This is a genomic window from Anaerohalosphaeraceae bacterium, assembly GCA_035378985.1.
Classification (GTDB): Bacteria; Planctomycetota; Phycisphaerae; order Sedimentisphaerales; family Anaerohalosphaeraceae; genus JAHDQI01.
Genome location: DAOSUR010000002.1, coordinates 60042 through 81432, shown reverse-complemented (window position 1 = coordinate 81432; position 21391 = coordinate 60042). Strand labels below are relative to the sequence as shown.

15 protein-coding genes are annotated in these 21391 nt (G+C 54.4%); 3 read left to right on the top strand and 12 right to left on the bottom strand.

The genetic code is table 11. From position 1 onward, the window contains the following. Positions 1-16: 16 nt before the first annotated feature. The 7 genes from PKY88_02655 to PKY88_02625 are packed head-to-tail and all read right to left on the bottom strand — an operon-like array spanning position 17 to position 9791. Positions 17-1423, bottom strand: coding sequence for a DUF1080 domain-containing protein (locus PKY88_02655; protein HOQ04101.1), 1407 nt, complete (start codon positions 1421-1423; stop codon positions 17-19). A 3-nt stretch (positions 1424-1426) separates the two neighbouring features. Then, the gene (locus PKY88_02650) at positions 1427-2824 is read right to left on the bottom strand and encodes a Gfo/Idh/MocA family oxidoreductase (protein HOQ04100.1); all 1398 of its coding nucleotides are present in this window, start codon (positions 2822-2824) and stop codon (positions 1427-1429) included. A gap of 22 nt (positions 2825-2846) precedes the next feature. Continuing rightward, positions 2847-4916 (bottom strand): HEAT repeat domain-containing protein, encoded by a 2070-nt coding sequence (locus PKY88_02645; GenBank protein HOQ04099.1) that lies wholly within the window; start codon positions 4914-4916, stop codon positions 2847-2849. Between the two features lie 15 nt (positions 4917-4931). Further along, positions 4932-6254: a Gfo/Idh/MocA family oxidoreductase gene (locus tag PKY88_02640; GenBank protein HOQ04098.1), complete on the bottom strand. Its 1323-nt coding sequence runs from the start codon at positions 6252-6254 to the stop codon at positions 4932-4934. Positions 6255-6267: 13 nt separating this feature from the next. Continuing rightward, positions 6268-7581, bottom strand: coding sequence for a Gfo/Idh/MocA family oxidoreductase (locus PKY88_02635; GenBank protein ID HOQ04097.1), 1314 nt, complete (start codon positions 7579-7581; stop codon positions 6268-6270). 24 nt (positions 7582-7605) lie between these two features. Further along, a complete protein-coding gene (locus PKY88_02630) occupies positions 7606-8601 on the bottom strand; it encodes a sugar phosphate isomerase/epimerase (GenBank protein HOQ04096.1) in 996 nt (331 codons plus the stop codon). A gap of 17 nt (positions 8602-8618) precedes the next feature. Next, entirely contained in the window at positions 8619-9791 is a 1173-nt protein-coding gene (locus PKY88_02625) for a Gfo/Idh/MocA family oxidoreductase (GenBank protein HOQ04095.1), read from the bottom strand. A 266-nt stretch (positions 9792-10057) separates the two neighbouring features. On the opposite strand from PKY88_02625, the gene PKY88_02620 reads away from it, so the two are divergent. After that, the gene (locus PKY88_02620) at positions 10058-10972 is read left to right on the top strand and encodes an NADPH:quinone reductase (protein ID HOQ04094.1); all 915 of its coding nucleotides are present in this window, start codon (positions 10058-10060) and stop codon (positions 10970-10972) included. Positions 10973-10977: 5 nt separating this feature from the next. On the opposite strand, the gene clpB is transcribed toward PKY88_02620, so the two are convergent. Next, positions 10978-13572 (bottom strand): ATP-dependent chaperone ClpB, encoded by a 2595-nt coding sequence (gene clpB, locus PKY88_02615; protein HOQ04093.1) that lies wholly within the window; start codon positions 13570-13572, stop codon positions 10978-10980. 205 nt (positions 13573-13777) lie between these two features. Then, positions 13778-15025 carry a response regulator gene (locus tag PKY88_02610; GenBank protein ID HOQ04092.1) on the bottom strand — a complete coding sequence of 416 codons (1248 nt, stop codon included), beginning with the start codon at positions 15023-15025 and terminating at the stop codon, positions 13778-13780. 276 nt (positions 15026-15301) lie between these two features. On the opposite strand from PKY88_02610, the gene PKY88_02605 reads away from it, so the two are divergent. After that, complete coding sequence (locus PKY88_02605) at positions 15302-16342, top strand: TRAM domain-containing protein (GenBank protein ID HOQ04091.1); 1041 nt, start codon at positions 15302-15304, stop codon at positions 16340-16342. A 17-nt stretch (positions 16343-16359) separates the two neighbouring features. Further along, a complete protein-coding gene (locus tag PKY88_02600; protein ID HOQ04090.1) occupies positions 16360-17529 on the top strand; it encodes a PatB family C-S lyase in 1170 nt (389 codons plus the stop codon). Positions 17530-17537: 8 nt separating this feature from the next. Here the strand turns inward: PKY88_02600 and PKY88_02595 are convergent, their stop codons facing one another. From PKY88_02595 to PKY88_02585, 3 genes are all read right to left on the bottom strand, one after another. Beyond that, complete coding sequence (locus PKY88_02595) at positions 17538-18557, bottom strand: 2-hydroxyacid dehydrogenase (GenBank protein ID HOQ04089.1); 1020 nt, start codon at positions 18555-18557, stop codon at positions 17538-17540. 107 nt (positions 18558-18664) lie between these two features. Further along, on the bottom strand, positions 18665-19534 hold the full coding sequence (locus PKY88_02590; protein ID HOQ04088.1) for a thiamine pyrophosphate-dependent enzyme: 870 nt from the start codon (positions 19532-19534) through the stop codon (positions 18665-18667). Positions 19535-19536: 2 nt separating this feature from the next. Beyond that, positions 19537-21255 carry a 2-oxoacid:acceptor oxidoreductase subunit alpha gene (locus tag PKY88_02585; GenBank protein ID HOQ04087.1) on the bottom strand — a complete coding sequence of 573 codons (1719 nt, stop codon included), beginning with the start codon at positions 21253-21255 and terminating at the stop codon, positions 19537-19539. Positions 21256-21391 lie beyond the last annotated feature (136 nt).

Below are 21391 nucleotides of genomic sequence, written 5' to 3'. Positions count from 1 at the left end.
ATCTGCAACCTCCCTTTCAGTTCAGTTCACGAATCTTAATATTCCGATATTCCACAGGGAACCCATGGTCCTGAAAACCGATGTATCCCTCCGGCGGCAGGTCTTTGTAGGCAATGTCAAATTTGTTGGATGAGCCGTCCGGATTTTGATGAGCGGTTGTCCACTGCCGCAGGTCCATATTAATCATCGGCTGATGATTCAGAAACACGCGGATAATAGGCCCGGCGGCAAAGATAGTCATACGATTCCATTGGCCGGCCGGATTGACCGGATTGTTTTGCGGAGCGAGAATGTCATAAATCGCCCCGCAGGTTTCCCGCCGGTCCACCGGTTTGCCGTACGAATCCATAATCTGCACCTCGATCCACGGCAGCCAGGTGCGCTCCGCCGCCCGCAGAAAGACGCCGCTGTTCGTATTTTTTTCGACTTTGAAATCAAAATCGAGAATAAAATCTTTGTATTTGCCCTGCGTCCAGATATCCCCTTTTCCCTTGCGGCTTAGCACACCGTTCTGATACGTCCAGCTGCCGGGATTCAAAACCGCATTGCTCAAATCATCCTTCAAAAGACTCGGCCATCGTTCGGAAGCCAGACGCACGGCCTCCTGCGTATAGAAAGCGATGCACTGACGCAGCTGGGGAACATAATCTTCATCCCAGTGATTTTCGTATTCCAAAATAAGCGGGCCCTGATAACCCTGCTTGTGCAGCTGGACCAAAGCAGCCCCGATGCGGTTTTTGCCCTGTCCCCAAATCAAATCTTTGCCCTCGTCGATTTCCTTCAGATGCACATTATAGATTTGCCCGCTCAGCTTCTGAAGCCACTCAACCGGGTCGATTCCGCTTCGCACCCAATGACCGATATCCGGAGCCGCACCTATCCAGTCGCTGCGGTCTTTGCAAATCGCATAAACAATCTCCGGATTCCAATAACGGGTCGGCTGGGGATGATTGTGAATTGCCACGCGAATCTGATATTCCTGAGCCAGCCGGTCCAGCAGGTCAAACTGATCCAGAGAGGGCTCAGAGAGGATCACTTCAATCCCCATTGCTTTGGCAAATTCAAAGGTTTTCCGCATTTGGGCCTCTTCACTTGGAAAGCCGTACACCCCGAAGGTTTTGATCTGAATTCCGGTTCGCTGCAGTTTTTCAAGAACCTTTCCCCGCAGTTCCGCAGAAATCTCCGGGCCGAATCCGTCGGAAATCTCCGGGCTGATTCGCTGTCCGGGAAAGGCCTCCAGCCATCGCAGTCCCAGGGCAGCCGCCTGGTCAATCGTTTCAAAAAGCGTCTTATCCTTCATCGTCCAGGCCTGCATTCCAAAACGCCAGCCCTCATAGACATCCGCCGGAATCACCATCGAACGCAATTGGGCCGTCAAACTGAACATAATTACGACCGCCGACAAGAGAATGGTTCGCATCATTTTTTATGCCTCCAGTTTCCATCCGTCCCGATAGGGCTGACGGACATATTGATTGGCTTCTTCCACATTGGTTACCCGCATGGCCTCGCCGTCCCACAGCAGTTTCTGCCCGGGATAGAACAGGGCCAGATTGCCCATCAGAACCATTTCCGTAAAGGGTCCTGAATAATCAAAACTGGCACTGGGCTGCCGGCCTTCCTTGCAGGCCTGAACCCAGTCCAATTCATGACTTGTCGTGACACGAGGCAGCGTCCGTTCCGGCCGCTTGTACTCCTTCATTTTTGAATAGGGAATCAGCTGCGGACCCTTGGCATAACAGCCGCACATCAGTTTGCCCTTGTCTCCGACAAAAATCACTCCTCCGCTGCTGTCGCCCATCCGCCGCTGCGGCTCCAGTTCATCCGGCCGCGGAGGCAGAAGCCCGCCGTCGTACCAGTGCACCTGAACCGGCGGCATATCTTCGCGAGCCGGAAACTCAAAATGAATAATCGAAGCTGTCGGATACGTTTCCGGATGCTCCAGATGCTTCCATTTATCCACACAGATTTTGGCGAAACTGCCCTGAACACTGGTCGCATATTTCAATTTCAGGGCCCAGAAAACCGGGTCCATCACATGACAGGCCATATCGCCGAGAGCACCCGTTCCGAAATCAATCCAGCACCGCCAATCCCACGGATGATAAATCGGATGATACGGCCGCATCGGAGACGGTCCAATCCACAAATCCCAATCAAGGGTCGGCGGAACCGGCGGAGTTTCCGTCGGACGCAGTTTTGCCTGCGGCCAGACCGGACGGTTTGTCCAGGCATGCACCTCCCGCACCGGCCCGATGGCTCCGTCCCAAATCCACTCACAAATCAGCCGGATCTCTTCCCCGCTGTGTCCTTGATTGCCCATCTGAGTCACCACCCCGTATTTCCGAGCGGCCTCGGTCAATACACGTGCTTCATAGACGGTTCGTGTCAGGGGTTTTTGCACATAAACGTGTTTGCCGCGTTTCATCGCCTCCAGCGCCACAACGGCGTGTGTATGGTCTGGTGTGGCGACAATCACTGCATCGATTTGGTCGCCCATTTCATCGAGCATCACGCGGAAATCTTTGTAGCGTTTGGCCTTCGGATACAGGGAAAACGTCTCAGCGGCATAGGCCTCATCGACATCACACAAAGCCACAATATTTTCCGCTCGGGAAGGGTCTTCGCCTTTGGGGTCGCAGACGGCCATCAGGTTGGCCTTTCCCATCCCGCCGACGCCGACGCCCGCTATATTCAGCCGTTCACTGGGCGGTTTGCGGGTTCCTCCCCCCAGTACAGAGGACGGCACGATTGTAAAGGCGGCGGTTCCGGCAACTCCGCGCAGGAAATCCCGCCGGCTGAGCGAGCCTGTTTGTTTTTTCATATTGACGTCTCCGTTTAAAGGATTACCGAGATTTTTGCATCGCATTGAGCATTTCCTGAGCTGTTTTGGTGATTTCGTCCGGGGGAGAAGATTCGAGCAGCTTTGTCAGCGCATCGCGGCACAGCTCCGGACGTCTGGATGACATCTTTTGACAAATAGCCAAAACGGCGGCCTGGGCCTCCGGACGAATCGACTCCTGCATTAAGCACCCGACGGCGGCCTTGAGGGTCTGTTCTGAGGGCACGTCCGCCAAAGACGCCAGGACTATTTTCTTTTCCTCTTCCCGAGGCGCCAAGCCCATCGCTTCCGCCAGCGTCGATGCTTTTTGCGGCAGCGGCATCTCAGACTGTCGAACCATCCTTACATACGCCCGGAAAGCCAGCACGCGGCGGGACTCACTCTTGCCCTCCGCAGACCATCGCTTCATTTCCTCTGTCACCTCCGGTCCGGGCCATTCGGTTAATGCACGAAAAGCCGCTTCCTGAAGGTCTGAATTCTCTGACTGAAGCCCTTTTCGCAAAATCTCCAGGGAATCCGGATCCCCCAGACGTCCGAGGATTTGGTAAACGGCGGCGGTTTTCTGAGGACCGGCTCCGGCAAGCAGCGGCAAAAACGGCTTGGCGCGGCCTGTTCGCTCGGCCTGTTTGGAAGCCGCTGCAGCCAGCACCCGGATAACCTCTGCATCCGGATTGTCAAGCAGATAAGTCATCCGGGGAATATCCTCCGGTCCCGCCAGAGCGGCAAGAGACTCCATCGCCACCCGACGGACGGAACGGCTGCCCACCGAGGCGGCCTTCAGAATCAGGGGAAAGGCATCCCGTGTCCCTCGGCGTCCGGCAGCAAGAATCAGTTCATAACTTTGAGCGGATTGGTTCTCCGCCGTAAAATCCATTTTTTCAAGCAATTGGGCGATAGCCGCATCCGTTTGAGGATCCGGCAGACGTTCCAGAGCCGTCTGGGCCGCCTGACGAATCCGCCGTTCTGACGATTGAGCGGCTGATTGCGCCAGGGGCTGAATACAGGACGCATCCCCGACAACCGACAAGGTTTCCAATGCCGCCAAGACTACCTCCGGCGACGAAGCAGAAAGAGCGGAGAGAGCCGTTTCTTGGGCACCGGAAGACTTTGTCTCGCCCAAAGCCGTCAAAAACTGCACCTGCTGCCAATCCGGCAAAGAGGACATCATTTGTCGGGCTTTCTGGATGACAGCCGGACGATTCAGCCGACAGGCCCACAGCAGACAGACTGTCCGAATCTGCGCGTCTGCATCCTCAAGGCCCTCCAGCATTTGACGGTCCGCCTGCTCCGGCGAAACGGCCTGCAGAAGCCCCTGCAGGGCCGCTGCACGAAGCAGTCCGGACAAGTCTTTTTGCGTATAGATTTTCTGGAAAAGCGATGCCGCTTCCGCTTTTTGACCCGATTGGAGCCGCTTTTCCGCACACGCCAACAGCACATCGTATCCCCGAGTCTTTAAGGCCGGCAGAATCTTTTCCATTTGTTTTTCGAGAGCCGCTGCGGCCTCGGGGGTTCCGATTTGTCCCAAAGCCGACAGGGCCGCCTCTGCCACAGCCTGGTTTTCATCGGCGGCATACGGAGCGATGGTTTCTGCCGCTGTTTGCGTCCTGCGAAGCCCCAGCGACGTCAGCAGCCCGATGCGAACAGACGGCTCTGACTTTGCCAGGTGTTCTATCAGAACCTTGTCCGCTTCCGGAACAGGAATTCGAACCAGGGCATATTGAGCCGGTGCCGCCGTCTTTGGGTCTTTCAAAAGTCCTGCCAGTGCCGGAACAGAACGGGCCGAGCCGATAACACTCAGCTGCCGGCACAAAAAGTCCTTCAAAGCAAATGAACAATCCGACTGGAGCATCTCCAGCAAAACCGCTTCGGCCTTGGCCAGCTCCTCCGGCGAGTCATAAACAGCTTTGATCTGATTCTCGATGTCCGTCAGCACACGCCGGCTTTGACCAAAGTCGTACTGCCGAGACTGTTCCAGAAGGGTTCGCAGCCCCGCGGCATCCAGCGAGGCACCGATGCCCACATTTGACAGTCCAGCCGCAATTGCGAACAACAGCATCCAGAAACTTTTTCTCATAGGATTCATTCCTTTCTACAGATGCCAAGGACTCCGCATCGAACGGCCGAGCATACGGGAGGCCTGCGGGTCATTCAAAATCGTTTCCGTTTTGGGGTCCCATTTGATTTTGCGTCCCAGAAGCATCGCAATCTCCCCCAAGAGGCCGACGGTAATCGAGCGGTGCGCCACTTCCGCCGGTGCCGCCGTCCTGCCCCGGCTTTTAATGCAGTCAATAAAATTGCCGTGATGTCCGGAGGGGCTGAAAAACAGACGGGTTTCGTTGGGTCCGATTTTTTCCCGAAGAATCTTTGGATTGGATGCCTCCAGCACATCCCCGCGGTCCACGTGTATCCAGCCGTGCTCCCCGTACCAGGTTGTCCCCATCCCTTTGGGCAGTCGGGAGGCGTTAGCCACTTTCATCTGCAGCCCGTTCTCGTATCGGCAGACGAATTCATATTCGTAGGGGGTATCATAAATGCCGTCCTGATAGTATTTGCCCTGCCCTTCGACCTCACAGGGACCGGTCAGGTCCAATCCAAGCCCCCAATGGGCAATATCGATATGATGTCCCGCCCAGTCGGTTAACTGCCCGCCGGAATAGTCCATAATCCAGCGCCAATCCCAATGGACGCCGCCGTGTCCGAAATCCTGATAGGGCCGCCAGGGAGCCGGTCCCAGCCACATCTCATAATCAAACCCGTTCGGCACGGGCAGAGGCCGAAAGGAAGGACTGTTGGGGTTTCCATCCGGCAGCCCCACCTCCACATACGAGACCTTGCCGATGCGTCCGTTTCGGACCAGCTCGCAGGCTCGATGGAAATTGGCCAGCGAGCGCTGCCAGCTGCCGGTCTGCCAGATGACCTCGTACCGCCGGACCGCCTCACAAATGGCGCGTCCTTCCTGAATCGTTCGAGCCAGCGGTTTTTCGCCGTACATATCCAAACCGGCCTGCGCACAGGCAATTGAAATCGGCGCATGCCAGTGGTCGGGCACGGCATGGCAGACGGCATCCAAATCCCCGCGGGCAATCAGACGGCGAAAATCGCTGTACACCACGCAATCTTCATTTCCGTATTTGCGGTCGATTTCCTCCTTGAGAGTTCGGGCCCGCCGCAAATCCACATCACAGACCGCGACAAACTGCACCTGCGGAAAATTGTAAAGAAAAGTCTGGGCATTGCCGGTCCCCATGGCCCCGCATCCGATAACCCCCATTGCAATCCGATTGCTCGGAGCCACGGTGCCGAACTTTCCGAGGGCGGAAGGACGAATCACATAAGGGAATGCTACCAGACCCGCGGCGGCTCCGCAAGTCTTCAGAAACTCTCTTCGACTGAACGGCTTCGACTCTTTCATTATTGACTTTCCCTTAAAGCGACCATGGACTCCGATACGAATGACTGAGCATTCGGTCAGCGGTTTCATCATTCAATATCTTCTCCGTCCTCGGGTCAAACCGAATTTTTCTGCCCAAAAGCATAGCAACCTGCCCCAGATGGCCGGGAACGGCCGAATGATGCGCCGTTTCACAGGGAGCCAGCGTTTGTCGCCGGCTTTTCACACAGTCCAGAAAATTTCGGACATGATTGGCCGCTCGCGGCAGATGCACTTCCGAAGGGCCGAATTGCTCCTGCAGCAGACGTTTCGGATAAGCATCCAGCTGTCCCCGAGTCACCCAGACCCAGCCGTCCGTTCCAATCCACCGGGTTCCGCCGCGGATATCCTCATGCCCGCCGGCGATAATCATCTCGAATCCTTCCGCATATTTGGCAGTAAGACGATAGCGGGTCGCTGTATTCCACAACCCATCTTTGGGAAACTCACCGCTGCCTTCAATTTCAATCGGGGCCGCATGGTCCAGATTCAATCCCCAATGAGCAATGTCAACGTGATGACCGACCCAGTCCATCAATTGCCCCCCGCCGTAATCATAAATCCATCGCCAGTTTTTATGGACCCGGGCCGGGCAGTACGGAGCCCACGGAGCGGGCCCAAGCCAGGTTTCATAATCCAGCTCCGGCGGAGGCGGGCCCATCGTTTCCTGTCCCTGCGTACCGGCGAAATCCCGATGGCCGGACGGCAGCCCCACTTCGACCGTATGGACCCTGCCGATGCGTCCGTTTCGCACCAGTTCACAGGCAAAACGGAAATTCGATTCCGAGTGCTGCCAGCTGCCCGTCTGCCAGATGACACCGTACCGCTGCACCGTATCGCAGAGAATCCGCCCTTCCCGGAGGGTGTGTGTGAGGGGTTTTTCGCCGTAAATATCCTTGCCGGCACGGGCGGCGGCCACAGCAACCAGTGCATGCCAATGGTCCGGCAAAGCCAGCATCACCGCATCGATGGCAGGGTCAGCCATCATTTCGCGATAATCTGTATAGGTTTTGCAGTCTTCGCTCCCGTAGTGCCGATTCACCTGTCTTCGGGCCTGCTCAAGATGATTGCGGTCAATATCGCAGACCGCAACAACCTGAGCATCGGACTCGGCCAGAAATGCCCGTAGGTTGGCCTCACCCTGCCAGCCCATCCCCACACAGCCGATTGTGATTCGATTGCCTGGAGATATCCCCCCCTGTTTTCCCAGCGCAGACGGACGTATCCAGTAAGGAAAACCAATCACCCCCGCCGCCGTTATCCCCGCACTCCGGAGAAATTCCCGGCGGCTGATTGCAGAACCGCTCATACAATCCTTTCTGCTTGCACCCCGTCAGGTTCGGTCAAAGGCCGCATCAAAGGCCACCTTCGAAGGGGCAAAGTCTATCTTTTTCACAAATGCACAGGCCTCCTTGGCCCCATGCATGCGATCCATCCTGCTGTCCTCCCATTCAACCGACAGCGGCCCCTGATAGCCGATTTGATTCAGCGTGCGGATAATCTCCTCAAAATTAATTCCGCCGTGCCCCAGCGAACGGAAATCCCATCCTCGCCGCGGGTCTCCGAAATTCAGATGCGAGCTGAGAATGCCGCTCCGGCCGTCCAGCTGCAGCGCCGCATCCTTCATATGAACATGATAAATCCGGTCGCCGAACTCCTTCAGGAAGCACACCGGATTGACCATCTGCCAATGAAGGTGGCTGGGGTCAAAATTAAACCCGAATGTTTCCCGATGACCGATTGCCTCCAGGGCCCGCTTGGCTGTGTAAATGTCGAAGGCGATTTCCGTCGGGTGCACTTCGAGAGCGAACTTCACCCCGCATTTGTCAAACTCGTCCAGAATGGGATTCCACATCTTGGCAAAATATTTGAAACCGTCCTCAATCATCTGTTCCGTAACGGGCGGGAAGCTGTAGAGCAAATGCCAAATCGATGAGCCGGTAAAGCCGTTGACCACTTTTACGCCCATATTTTGAGCGGCTTTGGCGGTTTTCTTCATCGTCTCGACCGCCCAGGCCCGTTTCTTTTCCGGATTGCCCGCACAGTCCGCCGGAGCAAAAGCATCGGAACGGCTGTCATTGTTCAGGTCGCAAACCAGCTGGCCCGCCAAATGGTTGCTGATGGCAAACAACTGCAGTTTGTGTTTTTCAAGAATGGCCCTCTGTTTTTTGCAGTAGGATTTATCCTCCGCCGCCTTCCAGACATCCAGATGGTCGCCCCAGCAGGCCAATTCCAGCCCGTCATATCCAAACCCGGCCATGATTTCAGCCAGTTTTTCCAGCGGCAAATCCGCCCATTGTCCTGTGAAAATCGTCACCGCTCGTGCCATAAGTCCGCTCTCCTGTCCTATTTCTTAAACGGAGTCCACTTTTGTTTGCTTTTCGCACTGGCCAGAAGCGTATCCAAAAACAGCATACCGCGAAGTCCGTCGTGGACATCCGGGAAATCCAGGGCCAGCGGGTCCGGTTTGCGTCCTTCCATTCTGGCTCGGACCGTATCCGCAAAGTTGCGGTAAATATTGGCAAAGGCCTCGATAAAGGCCTCCGGATGGCCAAACGGAAGACGCGTCGCCCGGGCGGCGGCGGGACTGTAGGCGGCTACATAGTCATTGCCCCGCTTCCAGACCTGCATTGGTTTGCCCATCGGCTTGACGTAGAGGTAGTTGGGGTGCTCCTGATGCCATTCAAGGCTTCCCTTTTCTCCATATATCCAGATAGCCAGGTTATTTTCCTCGCCGACCGAAATCTGGCTTGCATGCAGAATTCCCTTCGCACCGTTGTTAAACTTCACCAGGCAGTTGACATCATCATCCAGTTTCCGGCCTTTCACAAAGGTTGTCAGTTCTGCGCACAAATGGGTCATTTTCAGACCTGTAATGTATTCAGAAAGGTTTTCGGCATGTGTACCGATATCGCCGCCGCAGCCGCTTCCGCCGCTTTGCTTGGGGTCGGTCCGCCAAGAGGCCTGCTGCTGTCCTGTGCGCTCCAGAGCCGTGGCCAGCCAGCCCTGCGGGTACTGCACAACAATCTTGCGTATTTTGCCCAGTTCGCCGTTTTTAACCATATCCCGGGCTAATTTGACCATCGGATAGCCGGTATAGTTGTGCATCAGGCCGAAAACCCGTTTGGTCTTTTGAACAATCTGAACCAGACTGCGGGCCTCCTGAACCGAAATCGTCATCGGCTTTTCGCACATCACATGGAAACCGGCCTCCAGCAAATCGCGTGCGATAGGATAATGCCAGTTGTTGGGTGTGGTAATCGCGACAAAATCCATCCGCTCCCCCTCCGGCAGCTTCAGCTCCTGCTCGATCATTTCCTGATAACAGCTGTAGCAGCGATTGGGGTCTAAATAGAGCACTTTGCTCATTTGCTTGGATTTTTCAGGATTGATATCAAACGCCCCTCCCACCAATTCGATTTGACCATCCATTCTGGCCGCCTTGCGATGAACCTCCCCGATGAATGCTCCCGGTCCCCCGCCGACCATTCCCATCCTGAGCTTTCTGCCGAGCACCATATTGTCTCCTTTCAAATGCCGTTTCTATATATTAAACGACTTTTCATCAGGGGTTTTCTAACATATTTGGACAATTTTTTAAACCATCAATTTCTAATTACCCGCAAAAACAAGGTTTTTGCCATCCTTTAATTATTGATGCCTTAAGCAATTAGAAATAATTGAGTCAAGGGATCCCGCAAAAAAATTTACAAAATCGCCTCGCTTTGCTATAACTGTCTGTCATGAAAGCTGTTCGGATTCATCAATGTGGACCTCCGGAAGTGATGCAGATAGAAGAGGTTCCTGCTCTCCGCCCCGCTGGGGAACAAATTCTGATAGAGGTCAGGGCCGTCGGAGTCAATCCGGTGGACACCTATATCCGTTCCGGCAGTTACCCCATAAAAAAAGAGCTGCCCTTTACTCCGGGCTTTGATGCGGCGGGGGTCGTGCTGGAAGTCGGCCCGGAGGCCGGTCTTTTCCAACCCGGCCGGCGGGTTTACACATCGGGCTCCCTGAGCGGCACTTATGCCCAGCAGACCCTCTGTCTGCCCAAACATCTTCATCCCCTGCCTGACTCCGTCTCCTTCGAAGAGGGGGCCGCTCTCGGCATCCCATACGGAACGGCCTGGCGGGCCCTGTTTCAGCGGGCTCAAGGAGTCAGCGGCCAATGGGTCCTGATTCACGGGGCCAGCGGCGGAGTGGGCATTGCGGCGGTCCAGTTAGCCGTTTCGGCAGGCCTGCAGGTGATTGGAACCGCCGGTACGGAAAAAGGCCGGCAGCTGGTCCTCCAACAGGGGGCTCAATACGTTTTCGACCACAATGACCCCGGTCATTTTGAGAAAATTCTCGACCTGACCGGCGGAGTGGATATTGTGCTGGAAATGCTGGCCAACGTCAATCTGGACCGGGATATGGAAATCATGGCCAAAGGCGGCCGATTGGTAATCATCGGCTCACGCGGACGCATCGAAATCGACCCCCGCAAGGCCATGTCCAAAGAACTCAACCTTCACGGTCTGATGCTGATGAACGCCTCCGCCGAAGAATCACACGAGATTTATGCGGGCCTTGAAAAGGCATTACTCCAGGGCAAGATAAAACCGGTCATTGCCTCGCGGCTGCCTCTGGAAGAAGCACCGACGGCCCATCGGCAGATTCTCGAATCCGCCCATCTGGGAAAAATCATCCTTTTGCCCTGACCGGCTTAGGCCGCCGCGGCGATTTTCTCAAACCGGAAATGACGGCCGTCGGCATCAATGCGGATTTTGTCCCCTTCATTAAATTTGCCCGCAATCAACTCCGCCGCCAGCGGGTTTTCCAGACGCTGCTGAATCACGCGTTTGAGCGGACGAGCCCCGAAGGACGGCTCGTAGCCCTCGTCCATCAGCAGCTGCTTAGCGGCCTCCGTGAATTCCACCTCCAGATTCCGGCCTTTGAGCCGCTCGGCCAGATACCGCAGCTGAATGTCCACAATCTGCTTCAGATGCTCCCGCTGAAGCATATGGAAGATGATAATCTCATCAATCCGGTTCAGAAACTCCGGTTTGAAGTATTTTTTCAGGGCATCTTTGACATGGGCCTCAATTTCCCAATCCGCCCCCTGTTCTTCCGTCAGCTGCAGAATCTGCTGGCTGGCGAAATTACTGGTCATAATAATCACGGTATTCTTGAAATCGACTGTCCGGCCCTTTCCGTCCGTCAGACGCCCGTCATCAAAGACCTGCAGCAGCACATTAAAGACATCCGGATGGGCTTTTTCGATTTCATCCAGCAGCACAACCGAATAGGGTTTTCGCCGCACGGCCTCCGTCAGCCGTCCGCCCTCTTCATAACCGACATACCCGGGGGGAGCCCCAATCAGACGGGCTACCGAATGCGGCTCCATAAACTCGCTCATATCAATCCGAATCATGCTGTTGGGATCATTGAACAGAAACTCCGCCAGCGCTTTGGCCAGCTCGGTTTTTCCAACCCCCGTGGGCCCCAGGAACAGGAAAACCCCGATGGGTCGGTTCGGGTCCCCCAGACCGGCACGATTGCGCCGGACGGCATTGCAGATGGCCGAAACTGCCTCCTCCTGTCCGACGACGCGCTGCCGGATTTCCTCCTCCATTTTCATCAGACGCTGACGCTGTCCGGCCATCAGACGGGAAACCGGAATCCCTGTCCACTTGCTGACCACCTGAGCGATATGCTCTTCCGTCACTTCGTTGCGAATCATTGAAGAACCGTTGGCTTTGGCCAGTTTTTCCTCCGCATCCGAAAGCTGCTTTCGAAGACCGAGAATGGTCTCATATTTTAAGCGAGCCGCCTTTTCCAAATCCCCCCGCCGCTGGGCTTCTTCAAATTCCGCCTGTGCGGCGGCAATCTGTTCTTTGAGTTTTTTGACTCGCTCAATGACCCCCTTTTCAGACTCCCAGCGAGCCGTCAGTTCCGCATCCTGGGCCTTCAGCTCCGCCAGCTGCTTTTCGGTTTTTTCGAGCTGACGCCGACTGGTCTCATCGGTTTCCTTCTTCAGGGCCTGACGCTCAATTTCCAGCTGCATAATTTTCCGTCGGATGGAATCCAGCTCCGAAGGCAGGGAATCATTCTCAATCCGCAGACGGGAGGCGGCCTCATCGACCAAATCGATGGCTTTATCCGGCAAAAACCGGTCGGAAATATACCGGTTCGACAGCGTCGCCGCCGCCACCAGCGCCGCATCCGCAATCCGCACGCCATGGTGAGCATCATACCGGTCCTTAAGGCCCCGCAGGATAGCAATCGTTTCTTCAACCGTCGGCGGGTCCACCATCACCGGCTGGAATCGCCGTTCCAGCGCTGCGTCTTTTTCGATGTATTTGCGGTATTCGTCCAGCGTTGTGGCCCCGATGCAGCGCAGTTCCCCCCGAGCCAAAGAGGGTTTCAGAAGATTGCCCGCATCGACAGACCCTTCGGCCCTGCCCGCACCGACAATCGTATGCAGTTCGTCGATAAACAGGATGATGCGGCCCTGCGAATCGATGACCTCTTTGAGAACCGCTTTGAACCGCTCTTCAAATTCTCCGCGGAATTTGGTTCCGGCAACCAACGCCCCCATATCCAGCGCAATGATGCGTTTGTCTTTCAGTCCGGCAGGCACATCGCCGGCCACAATCCGCTGGGCTAATCCCTCTATAATCGCCGTTTTTCCAACCCCCGGCTCCCCAATCAGGACCGGGTTGTTCTTAGTCCGCCGATTCAGCACCTGCATACAGCGGCGAATCTCCTCATCCCTTCCGATGACCGGGTCCAGCTTGCCTTTGCGGGCCAGTTCAACCAAATCAATGCCGAACCGCTCCAGGGCCTGATATTTACTTTCGGGATTGTCGTCTGTCACCTTCCGATCCCCCCGAATCTCTTTTAAGGCCTTTTCAACGGCCTGGGGAGTAATAGAATTCACAGACAAAATCTCCTTGGCATCACTCTGAATATCCGCCAGGGCAAGCAGCAAATGTTCTGTGCTCAGATATTCATCCCCCATCCTGTCGGCTCGATTTTGCGCATCGAGGATAACCTGCTGATAGGCCGAATCCGGCAGAATCTGCCCGGAGACCTTACCTTTGGGCAGACGATTCATTTCACTTTCCGTCATCTGACGAATCCGGTCAAGCCGGCTGCCGATTTTTTTCAAAATCAAAGGCACCATTCCCTCCTCGTCAGAAAGCAGTGCAAAGAGCAGATGCAGCGGCGAAAGAACCGTATGGGAACGGGCCATCGCCACCTGCTGGGATGTCGCCAATGCTTCCTGTGCCTTGAGTGTAAACTTATCGAATTTCATAAACTCCCTTCCTTTCCTTACAGTTGAAGAAAGAAAAGAGCAAACGCTGTGCCCAAACCAAAGCAACACATAAAGTTCGAATAATAAGACACTTACAAACACAACGCCTTTGGGCTTGCCTGCCATTTTGGCAGAAAAGAAATGAGGCGCACAAAAAAGGGACTTTTCACAAGTCCCTTTCGTTCAGAAAAAAAAGAGAAAGGTTTTATTTGTTCTGCAGGCGGGTCCGCAAGCAAAGCTGCACCATTTCATCCAGCTGCTGGGCGATTCGCTGGATATCCTCGGCCTTAACCGTCTCCTCCAGGTCTTTGGCCTTTTCCGTAAAGACCGGAAAGCCCGCAAAGCCGCCTAACCCCTTTAGGGCATGGGCCTTAAAGGCCAAATCTTTCCAGTCCCTCTTCTCAAAGGCCTTACGCATCTCCTCAATCTTGGCCGGCAGATTTTCAACAAAGGTCTCCACGGCCTTTTGATAATCCGGGTCTCCCTCAAGGAACGAAAGGATTTCGCCGCCCGATTCGGCCGCTTTCAGCTGCTTTTGCTGAGCCAGCAGCCGCCAGACTTTTCGCTGGAGCCGTTCCCGGCTGATGGGTTTGCCAAGACAGTCATTGCACCCCGCATCAAGGGCCTTCAAGTCATCCCCTTTTTGTCCGGAAGCCGTCATAGCCAGAATGGGGGTTTTCTGATTGAACGAATCAGCTCGAATCTGACGAATCGCCTCAAAACCATCCAGAATCGGCATCTGGAGGTCCATCAGGATCAAATCAAACTTTTCTTTCCGGCACAGCTCCACCGCTTCCTGACCGTTGGAGCATTGAGAACAGACGCACCCCATCTTTTTCAGAAGCACTTCCAGCAATGCCCTGTTTTCCTGAACATCATCTACCAGAAGAACACGAGCGGTATCGGAAGCAATGTGTGTTTCCTTCGGCCGGCTGTCGGAGGTCTGTTTCTGAACTTCCGAAGATGAAGAGGACTGGGAACCCGATTCGGAAATCACAAAAGAAAAACAAGTATGCCCTTCCTGCGAAGGCGTCATCTCCAGCCGTCCGCCTAAGAGCCCAATGAACTTCGCACTAAGCCGCAGCGGCATCGCAATTTGCGACAGCTTTTCATCTCGCCCCCATACGCTGGCGGAGGTTTTGGGGTCCAGAACCGACTGAATACTTTCCGAAGTGGGCTGCCAGCCGGTATCCTCCACCGAAATCTTCACCTGCCCCTGGCTTCTCTGTACACGAACCGTTACCGTACCCTGTTGGGTGCGAATCAGTGCCTGCTGAATCAAGGCGTTCAGCGCTTGAGTAAGTTTGACCTGATCTGTGGAAAAACTCTGCGGAACATCCTCCTCCATTTCGAGCGACAAAACCACCCCCTGCTGCTCGGCGCGGGAATGATTATCCTCTATGACTTTCTGAAAGAAGGTTCGAATCTCAACCGGAGTTTTCATTATACTCATCTTTTGACACTCCTGAACCTGTAACACTCTTCCGCAGATGAATCTATTCGTGAATTCGACTATTTTGCTCAGGGCCTTAATTAGTTTTTTGGGGATATTTGTCCGTAAACTGTATCACCTTTTGCCTTTATGGACGTCCTATAACCTTTGCCCGGAAGGAAAAGATGGGAAACCTGTTTGTTGTTTTTGAAAAGTACTTGGGATATACTGCCGATAATTGATAATAATTCCGGATATTTTTATTAAACTTTCTTCTGATTCTTGAAAGGGTTATTTATGCTTCTATTATTATTATTCATTCGAGTCCTGTTCTTAATTACAGCAACATCATTCCTCCTGATTGGACTGAACAACACAGCCAGAAACCCGCAGGATATTCAGGTTTTTGTCGTCGGATTAGTCGTTACAATCCTGGCAATTCTCGTAGAATGGCTGACCCCGAAAAAAACCCTCTCCGCTCTGGCGGGTATTTTCTTCGGTCTCCTGGTCGGTATGCTCATCAGTTGGGCCATGTCTCGCGTTCTGGAAATGCTCAACCTGCTCTTTTTCAAGCTGGAAGCCGACACACTCCAGATGGTTACCTGGCTGATGGGAGTGTGCATTTGTTATCTGACAATCAGTCTGGTGATTCGCACCAAAGACGACGTTCGTTTTGTGATACCCTACATTGAGTTTTCCCGACAAACAAAGGGGTTGCGTCCTTTGGTTTTGGATACCTCCGTCATCATCGACGGGCGGATTGCCGACATTGCGGAGACAAAGCTGTTTGACGCCCCGCTGATTGTTCCGCGGTTTGTCCTGAATGAGCTTCAGCTGATTGCGGACTCTCCGGAAAAAATCAAGCGCAATCGCGGCCGGCGCGGCCTGGACATGCTCAACAAACTCCAGAACAGCACAATTGTCGAAGTAAAAATCGATGATACACCCCCGCCGGGAATTGAGGATAACGCCGGCGTGGACCAGAAACTGATTGCCTTCACGAAAAACTGCGACGGCCGGCTGGTCACAAATGATTTCAACCTGAACAAGGTGGCGACGCTGCGAGGGGTGGATGTCATCAATATCAATGACCTGGCCAACGCCCTCAAGACCGTTACGCTTCCCGGGGAAACGATGCGGGTCAAAATCATCCGACTCGGAGAAGAACCCACGCAGGGCGTCGGCTATCTGGATGACGGCACGATGGTCGTGGTCGAGGGGGCCAACAGCAAAATCGGCCAAACCATCTCTTTTACCGTCACTAGTTCGCTTCAAACGTCCGCCGGACGGATGATTTTCGGCAAGTTTGAAAACGGGGCTGTTTCCGCCAATACCTGACCATTCAGGCCGATGGGATGACCTTGACTTCACAGAAACAGGATTTCCCGTTCGACAATGCACCCGAGCGGAGAGGAACAGACTCTCTCAAATGGGCCCGGTATGCCGGACGTGATGTGATTCCGATGTGGGTGGCGGATATGGATTTTCCCTCACCGCCGGCCGTTTTAGAAGCCCTCCGGAAACGAGTCGAACACGGGATATTCGGTTATGCCGCCGCCCCGCCGCAGGCCGCCGAATCCGTCTGCCTTTGGTTTCAAATCCGGTACGGATGGGCTATTCAAAAAGAATGGATTGTCTGGCTGCCGGGTCTGGTATGCGGATTGAACGTCGTCTGCCGGGCTTTCGCGGAACTCGACGAAGAAGTCGCCGTTTTGACACCCGTCTATCCCCCTTTTTTGACAGCCCCTCTCAATTCCGGCAGAAAACTTCTTCGATGCCCGCTTCGAAAAACATCCGACAGATATGAAATTGATTTTGAGCGTCTGGAACAAACCATCAGCCCGGCGACACGGGTCCTTCTTTTCTGCCATCCGCACAATCCCGTCGGACGCATCTGGAAACTGGAGGAACTGACAAAGCTGGCCGACCTGTGCCTGCGAAAAAACCTGCTGCTGTGCTCCGATGAAATACACGCGGATTTGATTTTGGACGAAACCAGCCGGCATATTCCAACCGCCTCCCTATCGGCAGAAATCGCCCGGCAGACCATCACCCTGGCTTCGCCCAGCAAAACCTTCAATCTGCCCGGGCTCGGCTGTGCTTATGCCGTGATACCCAACATGGAACTTCGGCACCGTTTTCTACGAGCAATGCGAGGAATCGTTCCGCATGTCGGTCCGCTCGGATATACAGCCTGCATCGCCGCCTACCGCCAAGGGGCTGAATGGCTTGACAGTCTGCTCAAGTACCTCCGAAACAATCGCGACCTGCTCTGTCAAACCATCAACGCTTTGCCCGGCTTGTCCGTAATCTCCCCGGAGGCAACGTATCTGGCCTGGATAGACTGCCGGGGACTGGGGCTGTCTAATCCTGCGGAATTTTTTGAAGAGGCCGGTGTCGGAGTTTCGGACGGGGCGGAGTTTGACAGTCCGGGATACGTTCGGCTGAATTTTGCCTGTCCGAAAAGCCGGCTTCAGGAAGCCCTGCACCGAATCCGGAAAGCCGTCTCCAATCATACAATATAAAGACCGGTTCAGGATTCTTTGTAGCGGCAGACGACCTTCTGGCAAAGCACGATATTCTGGCATTCACCCCGCTCAAAGGCCGATACATTCGCCAGGGTCGTTTCCGCAATCGCCGTCAGGGCGTTTTGGGTAAAAAAGGCCTGGTGCCCGGTTACGACCACATTCGGAAACATCAGCAGCCGGGCAAAGACATCATCCTGAATAATCTGGTTGGACAGGTCCTCAAAAAACAGGTCTGCTTCCTCCTCATAAACATCCAGCCCCAGATAACCGATTTTGCCGCTTTTGAGGCCTTCGATGGCCGCTCGCGTATCGACCAGGGCCCCGCGGCTGGTATTAATCAGCATTACCCCATCCTGCATTTTGGCGATGGACTCCGCATTAATCAAATGATACGTCTGCGGAGTCAGGGGGCAATGCAGCGTAATAATCCGGCACAGTCGATAAATATCATCCATGGAAACATATCGGACTCCCAGTTCGAGACATTCCGGATTGGGCTGAAGGTCATACGCATACAGAATGCACCCGAACCCATTCAGGATGCGGGCCACGACAGAGCCGATTTTGCCGGTGCCGACAATCCCGGCCGTTGTCCCATGCAAATCAAACCCCAGCAGACCTTCCAGCGAAAAATTGCCCTCCCGGACGCGCATATGCGCCCGATAAATCTGACGATTCAGAGCCAAAATCAGCCCGACGGTATGCTCCGCCACCGCATAAGGCGAGTAAGCGGGCACACGAACGACCGACAGACCCCACTTTTCCGCTGCGGCCAGGTCCACGTTATTGAAACCGGCGCAGCGCAGGGCAATCAGTTGCACTCCCAGTTCGGACAGGGCCTTGATGACTTCTGCATGGAGCTCATCATTGACAAATACACAAACCGCCCCGCTGCCGTTCGCCAAGGAAACCGTCTCGGCATTCAGACGCTCCTCAAAAAAGACCAGTTCGTGGCCGAAGGCTTCATTGGCCTGCCGAAATGAACGTTCCGTATAAGGTTTGTTGCTGAAAACGGCTATCTTCATCGGAATTTCTCCGATTAACACACCAAACTTTGTCCTAAATATTCTACATAAAAAACAAAGGCATGTTCGCTGCTATTCAGGAAAAACGAATCGCAATATGAAACCCGTTATCCTATATAACTTTGGAGAAGCCCCTTCAATTTCTCCAGGTCCACAGAACGCTGGAAAAGCGGCCGGGTGTCTGTTTCATAAATCCCGGCGGCCTGGTTGTAGGGAACCTTGTTGGAATTGATGTAAAAAATCCCCAGCGGAAGTTTCCCTCCCTCACTTTCTTCAATCGCCCGGGAAAAAGCCGCCCGCCGATCGAGCGGATTGTGATCTTCCAGCCAATATGTGTTCTCCTTAAACCACTGGTAGGTATTGATCTTGTTAAAGGTCACACAGGGCTGCAGGATATCGACAAGAGCATATCCCGGATGCCGGATGGCTTGTTTGAGGATTTCTTTGGTGCGATCGGCCTCGCCGATAAAGGTTCGGGCGACAAATGAGGCATCCAGCGCAATGGCCACAGCCAGCGGATTAAAGGGCTCATTGATGACGCCCGCCGGCTGAACCGGGGTTTTAAAGCCGCGCCGACTGGTCGGGGAGGCCTGCCCTTTCGTCAGCCCGTAAACCATATTGTTATGAATGATATTGGTGATGTTGGGATTGCGTCGAATGGTATGAATAAAATGATTTCCGCCTTCGCCGTACATATCGCCGTCGCCGCTTTCGGCGATGACCGTCAGATTCGGATTAACGGCCGAAATCGCAAACGCCGCCGGCAGCGCCCGCCCATGCAGACCGTTGAAATAATGGCAGTTGAAATAATGCGGCAGTTTGGCGGCTTGACCAATCCCCGAAACCATGACCAGATTGTGCGGGTCTATATCCAGTTCCGCCAGCGCCTTCTGCAGCACCCGCAGAATCCCGTAGTTGCCGCAGCCGGGACACCAGGCAATATCCAGTCTACCGGGATAGAAAACTTTCTCGTCCATCGCTATTTTAAGATCTCCTTCAGTCGTCGGACAATTTCTTCGACTGTAAATGCCGCTCCGTTGTACTTAAGAATCCTGTGGGTGATTTCGACATCCGCATACGCCTTCAGAAGCCGGGCAAACTGCCCTCCGGCATTGCCTTCCAGACAGATTTTCGTTCGGGCCTGGGCCAGGATTGGGGCCGTGGACGGGTGCAGCGGAAATACCTGCGGAAAATGGACCAGTCCCACATCCTCCCATCCGAGAACCTCCAGGGCTTCCTGAACTATCGGCAGCGTAGAGCCCCAGCAGATAACCACCTGTCCTCGGTTCGGCTCAGGCCAAACGGTCGGAGCAATCGCCTCTTCAATCAGAAATTTTTCTTTGGCCCGCCGTTTCTCCACCATCCTCGTTCGAAGACTCAGGTCTTCCGTAATCCGGCCGAACTCATCGTGTTCATCGCTGTCCACCGCAACCAATCCCCGGCCGTATCCCGGAATGCCCCGCGGCGAGAGCCCCGATTCCGTCAAAGCAAATCGGAGATACCCTTCCTGCGTTTCAACAAAATGATGGTTTACCCGGACAGTGGAAAGGTCAAAGGGCTCCGTATTGTAGTAGGTATCGGCCAAATACTGGTCGGTTAGAACGAATACGGGCACCTGGCATCGGTCGGCCAGGTCAAAGGCGTGTCTGGTCAGCTCAAAGGCCTGCTGCAGATTGCCCGGCGTCAGAATGGCCCGCGGGAACTCTCCGTGTCCGGCATACAAGGCCAAGTCAAGGTCGGCCTGCTCCGTTCGGGTCGGCAAGCCGGTCGCCGGTCCGGGCCGCTGGGCCAAGTGAATCACCAGCGGGCTTTCGAGCATCCCCGCCAGACTAAGCCCCTCCGTCATCAAAGCAAAACCGCCGCCGGAGGTGCTGGCAATGCCTCTGGCTCCGGCATACCAGGCCCCCAGAGCCATATTGATCGCCGCTATTTCATCCTCGGCCTGCTCGACGACAACGCCGAATCGTTTCCCGTGTTTGGCCAGAAAAGTCAAAAGGCCCGTCGAAGGCGACATCGGATAGGCCCCGATGAAATTGCACCCCCCTGCTAAGGCCCCAAAACCGACGGCTTCTATGCCTTCCATAACGATTTGGTTTTTGACACGCGGGTCGGGTTGGAGACGAATATCCAAAAGACCGGACTGAACCAGCCGAAGTCCCTGTGCAAAACCGGCCTGGATGGCTTTTTTATTCTCCTCCACCACTTTTGGTTCCTTGCCGGCAAAACGCTTCTGAACAAAATCCTCCAGAATCGCTTCTTCCACATGGAAAACCGCCCCCAGCAGACCTACGGCCACCGTATTGGAATAAAGTTTATTCCCAATCTCGGAGGCAATCTGCTCAAAGGGGATGTCTATTGTCCGGATTCCAGAAGGCATTTCCTGCGAAAAATGTTCCTTTTCGCCGAGAACTACTGTAGAAGAGCTGATTCGTCCGGACACATGGGTCACCCCGCCGGGGGCCAAGACCAAAAGCAAATCAATCCGCTCCACCGGTGCCGAAACCGGAACAGACCCGACACGCAGACTGGTGGAATTCATCCCCCCGCGGACTCGGGACATATACTCTTTGGTAGCAAAGATATGGAACCCAGCAGATTTCAGCACTTTCACAAGAGCCTGCTCTACTGTCTGGATACCCATACCCGCAGGCCCAACCAAGACAACCGAACAGTCTTTCCGCTCAAGAGCCGGATTCAAATTAGCGCTCCCTTCCTATGCGGTTTTAGAGTATTTTAGAGTTTACGCTTTTTCTTTCGTACAGACAACCAAAATAAAACGTTCATTTTCTGTAGAAAAAAATCTCAAATTTTTTACAGCCACCCAAAAGAAACTG

Coding starts and splice junctions, on each gene's coding strand:
- PKY88_02625 (HOQ04095.1), bottom strand. CDS start 9,791: ATGGTGCTCGGCAGAAAGCTCAGGATGGGAATGGTCGGCGGGGGACCG.
- PKY88_02605 (HOQ04091.1), top strand. CDS start 15,302: ATGCTTCTATTATTATTATTCATTCGAGTCCTGTTCTTAATTACAGCA.
- PKY88_02620 (HOQ04094.1), top strand. CDS start 10,058: ATGCAGATAGAAGAGGTTCCTGCTCTCCGCCCCGCTGGGGAACAAATT.
- PKY88_02640 (HOQ04098.1), bottom strand. CDS start 6,254: ATGAAAGAGTCGAAGCCGTTCAGTCGAAGAGAGTTTCTGAAGACTTGC.
- PKY88_02635 (HOQ04097.1), bottom strand. CDS start 7,581: ATGAGCGGTTCTGCAATCAGCCGCCGGGAATTTCTCCGGAGTGCGGGG.
- PKY88_02650 (HOQ04100.1), bottom strand. CDS start 2,824: ATGAAAAAACAAACAGGCTCGCTCAGCCGGCGGGATTTCCTGCGCGGA.
- PKY88_02655 (HOQ04101.1), bottom strand. CDS start 1,423: ATGATGCGAACCATTCTCTTGTCGGCGGTCGTAATTATGTTCAGTTTG.
- PKY88_02630 (HOQ04096.1), bottom strand. CDS start 8,601: ATGGCACGAGCGGTGACGATTTTCACAGGACAATGGGCGGATTTGCCG.
- PKY88_02595 (HOQ04089.1), bottom strand. CDS start 18,557: ATGAAGATAGCCGTTTTCAGCAACAAACCTTATACGGAACGTTCATTT.
- PKY88_02610 (HOQ04092.1), bottom strand. CDS start 15,025: ATGAGTATAATGAAAACTCCGGTTGAGATTCGAACCTTCTTTCAGAAA.
- clpB (HOQ04093.1), bottom strand. CDS start 13,572: ATGAAATTCGATAAGTTTACACTCAAGGCACAGGAAGCATTGGCGACA.
- PKY88_02600 (HOQ04090.1), top strand. CDS start 16,360: ATGACCTTGACTTCACAGAAACAGGATTTCCCGTTCGACAATGCACCC.
- PKY88_02645 (HOQ04099.1), bottom strand. CDS start 4,916: ATGAGAAAAAGTTTCTGGATGCTGTTGTTCGCAATTGCGGCTGGACTG.
- PKY88_02590 (HOQ04088.1), bottom strand. CDS start 19,534: ATGGACGAGAAAGTTTTCTATCCCGGTAGACTGGATATTGCCTGGTGT.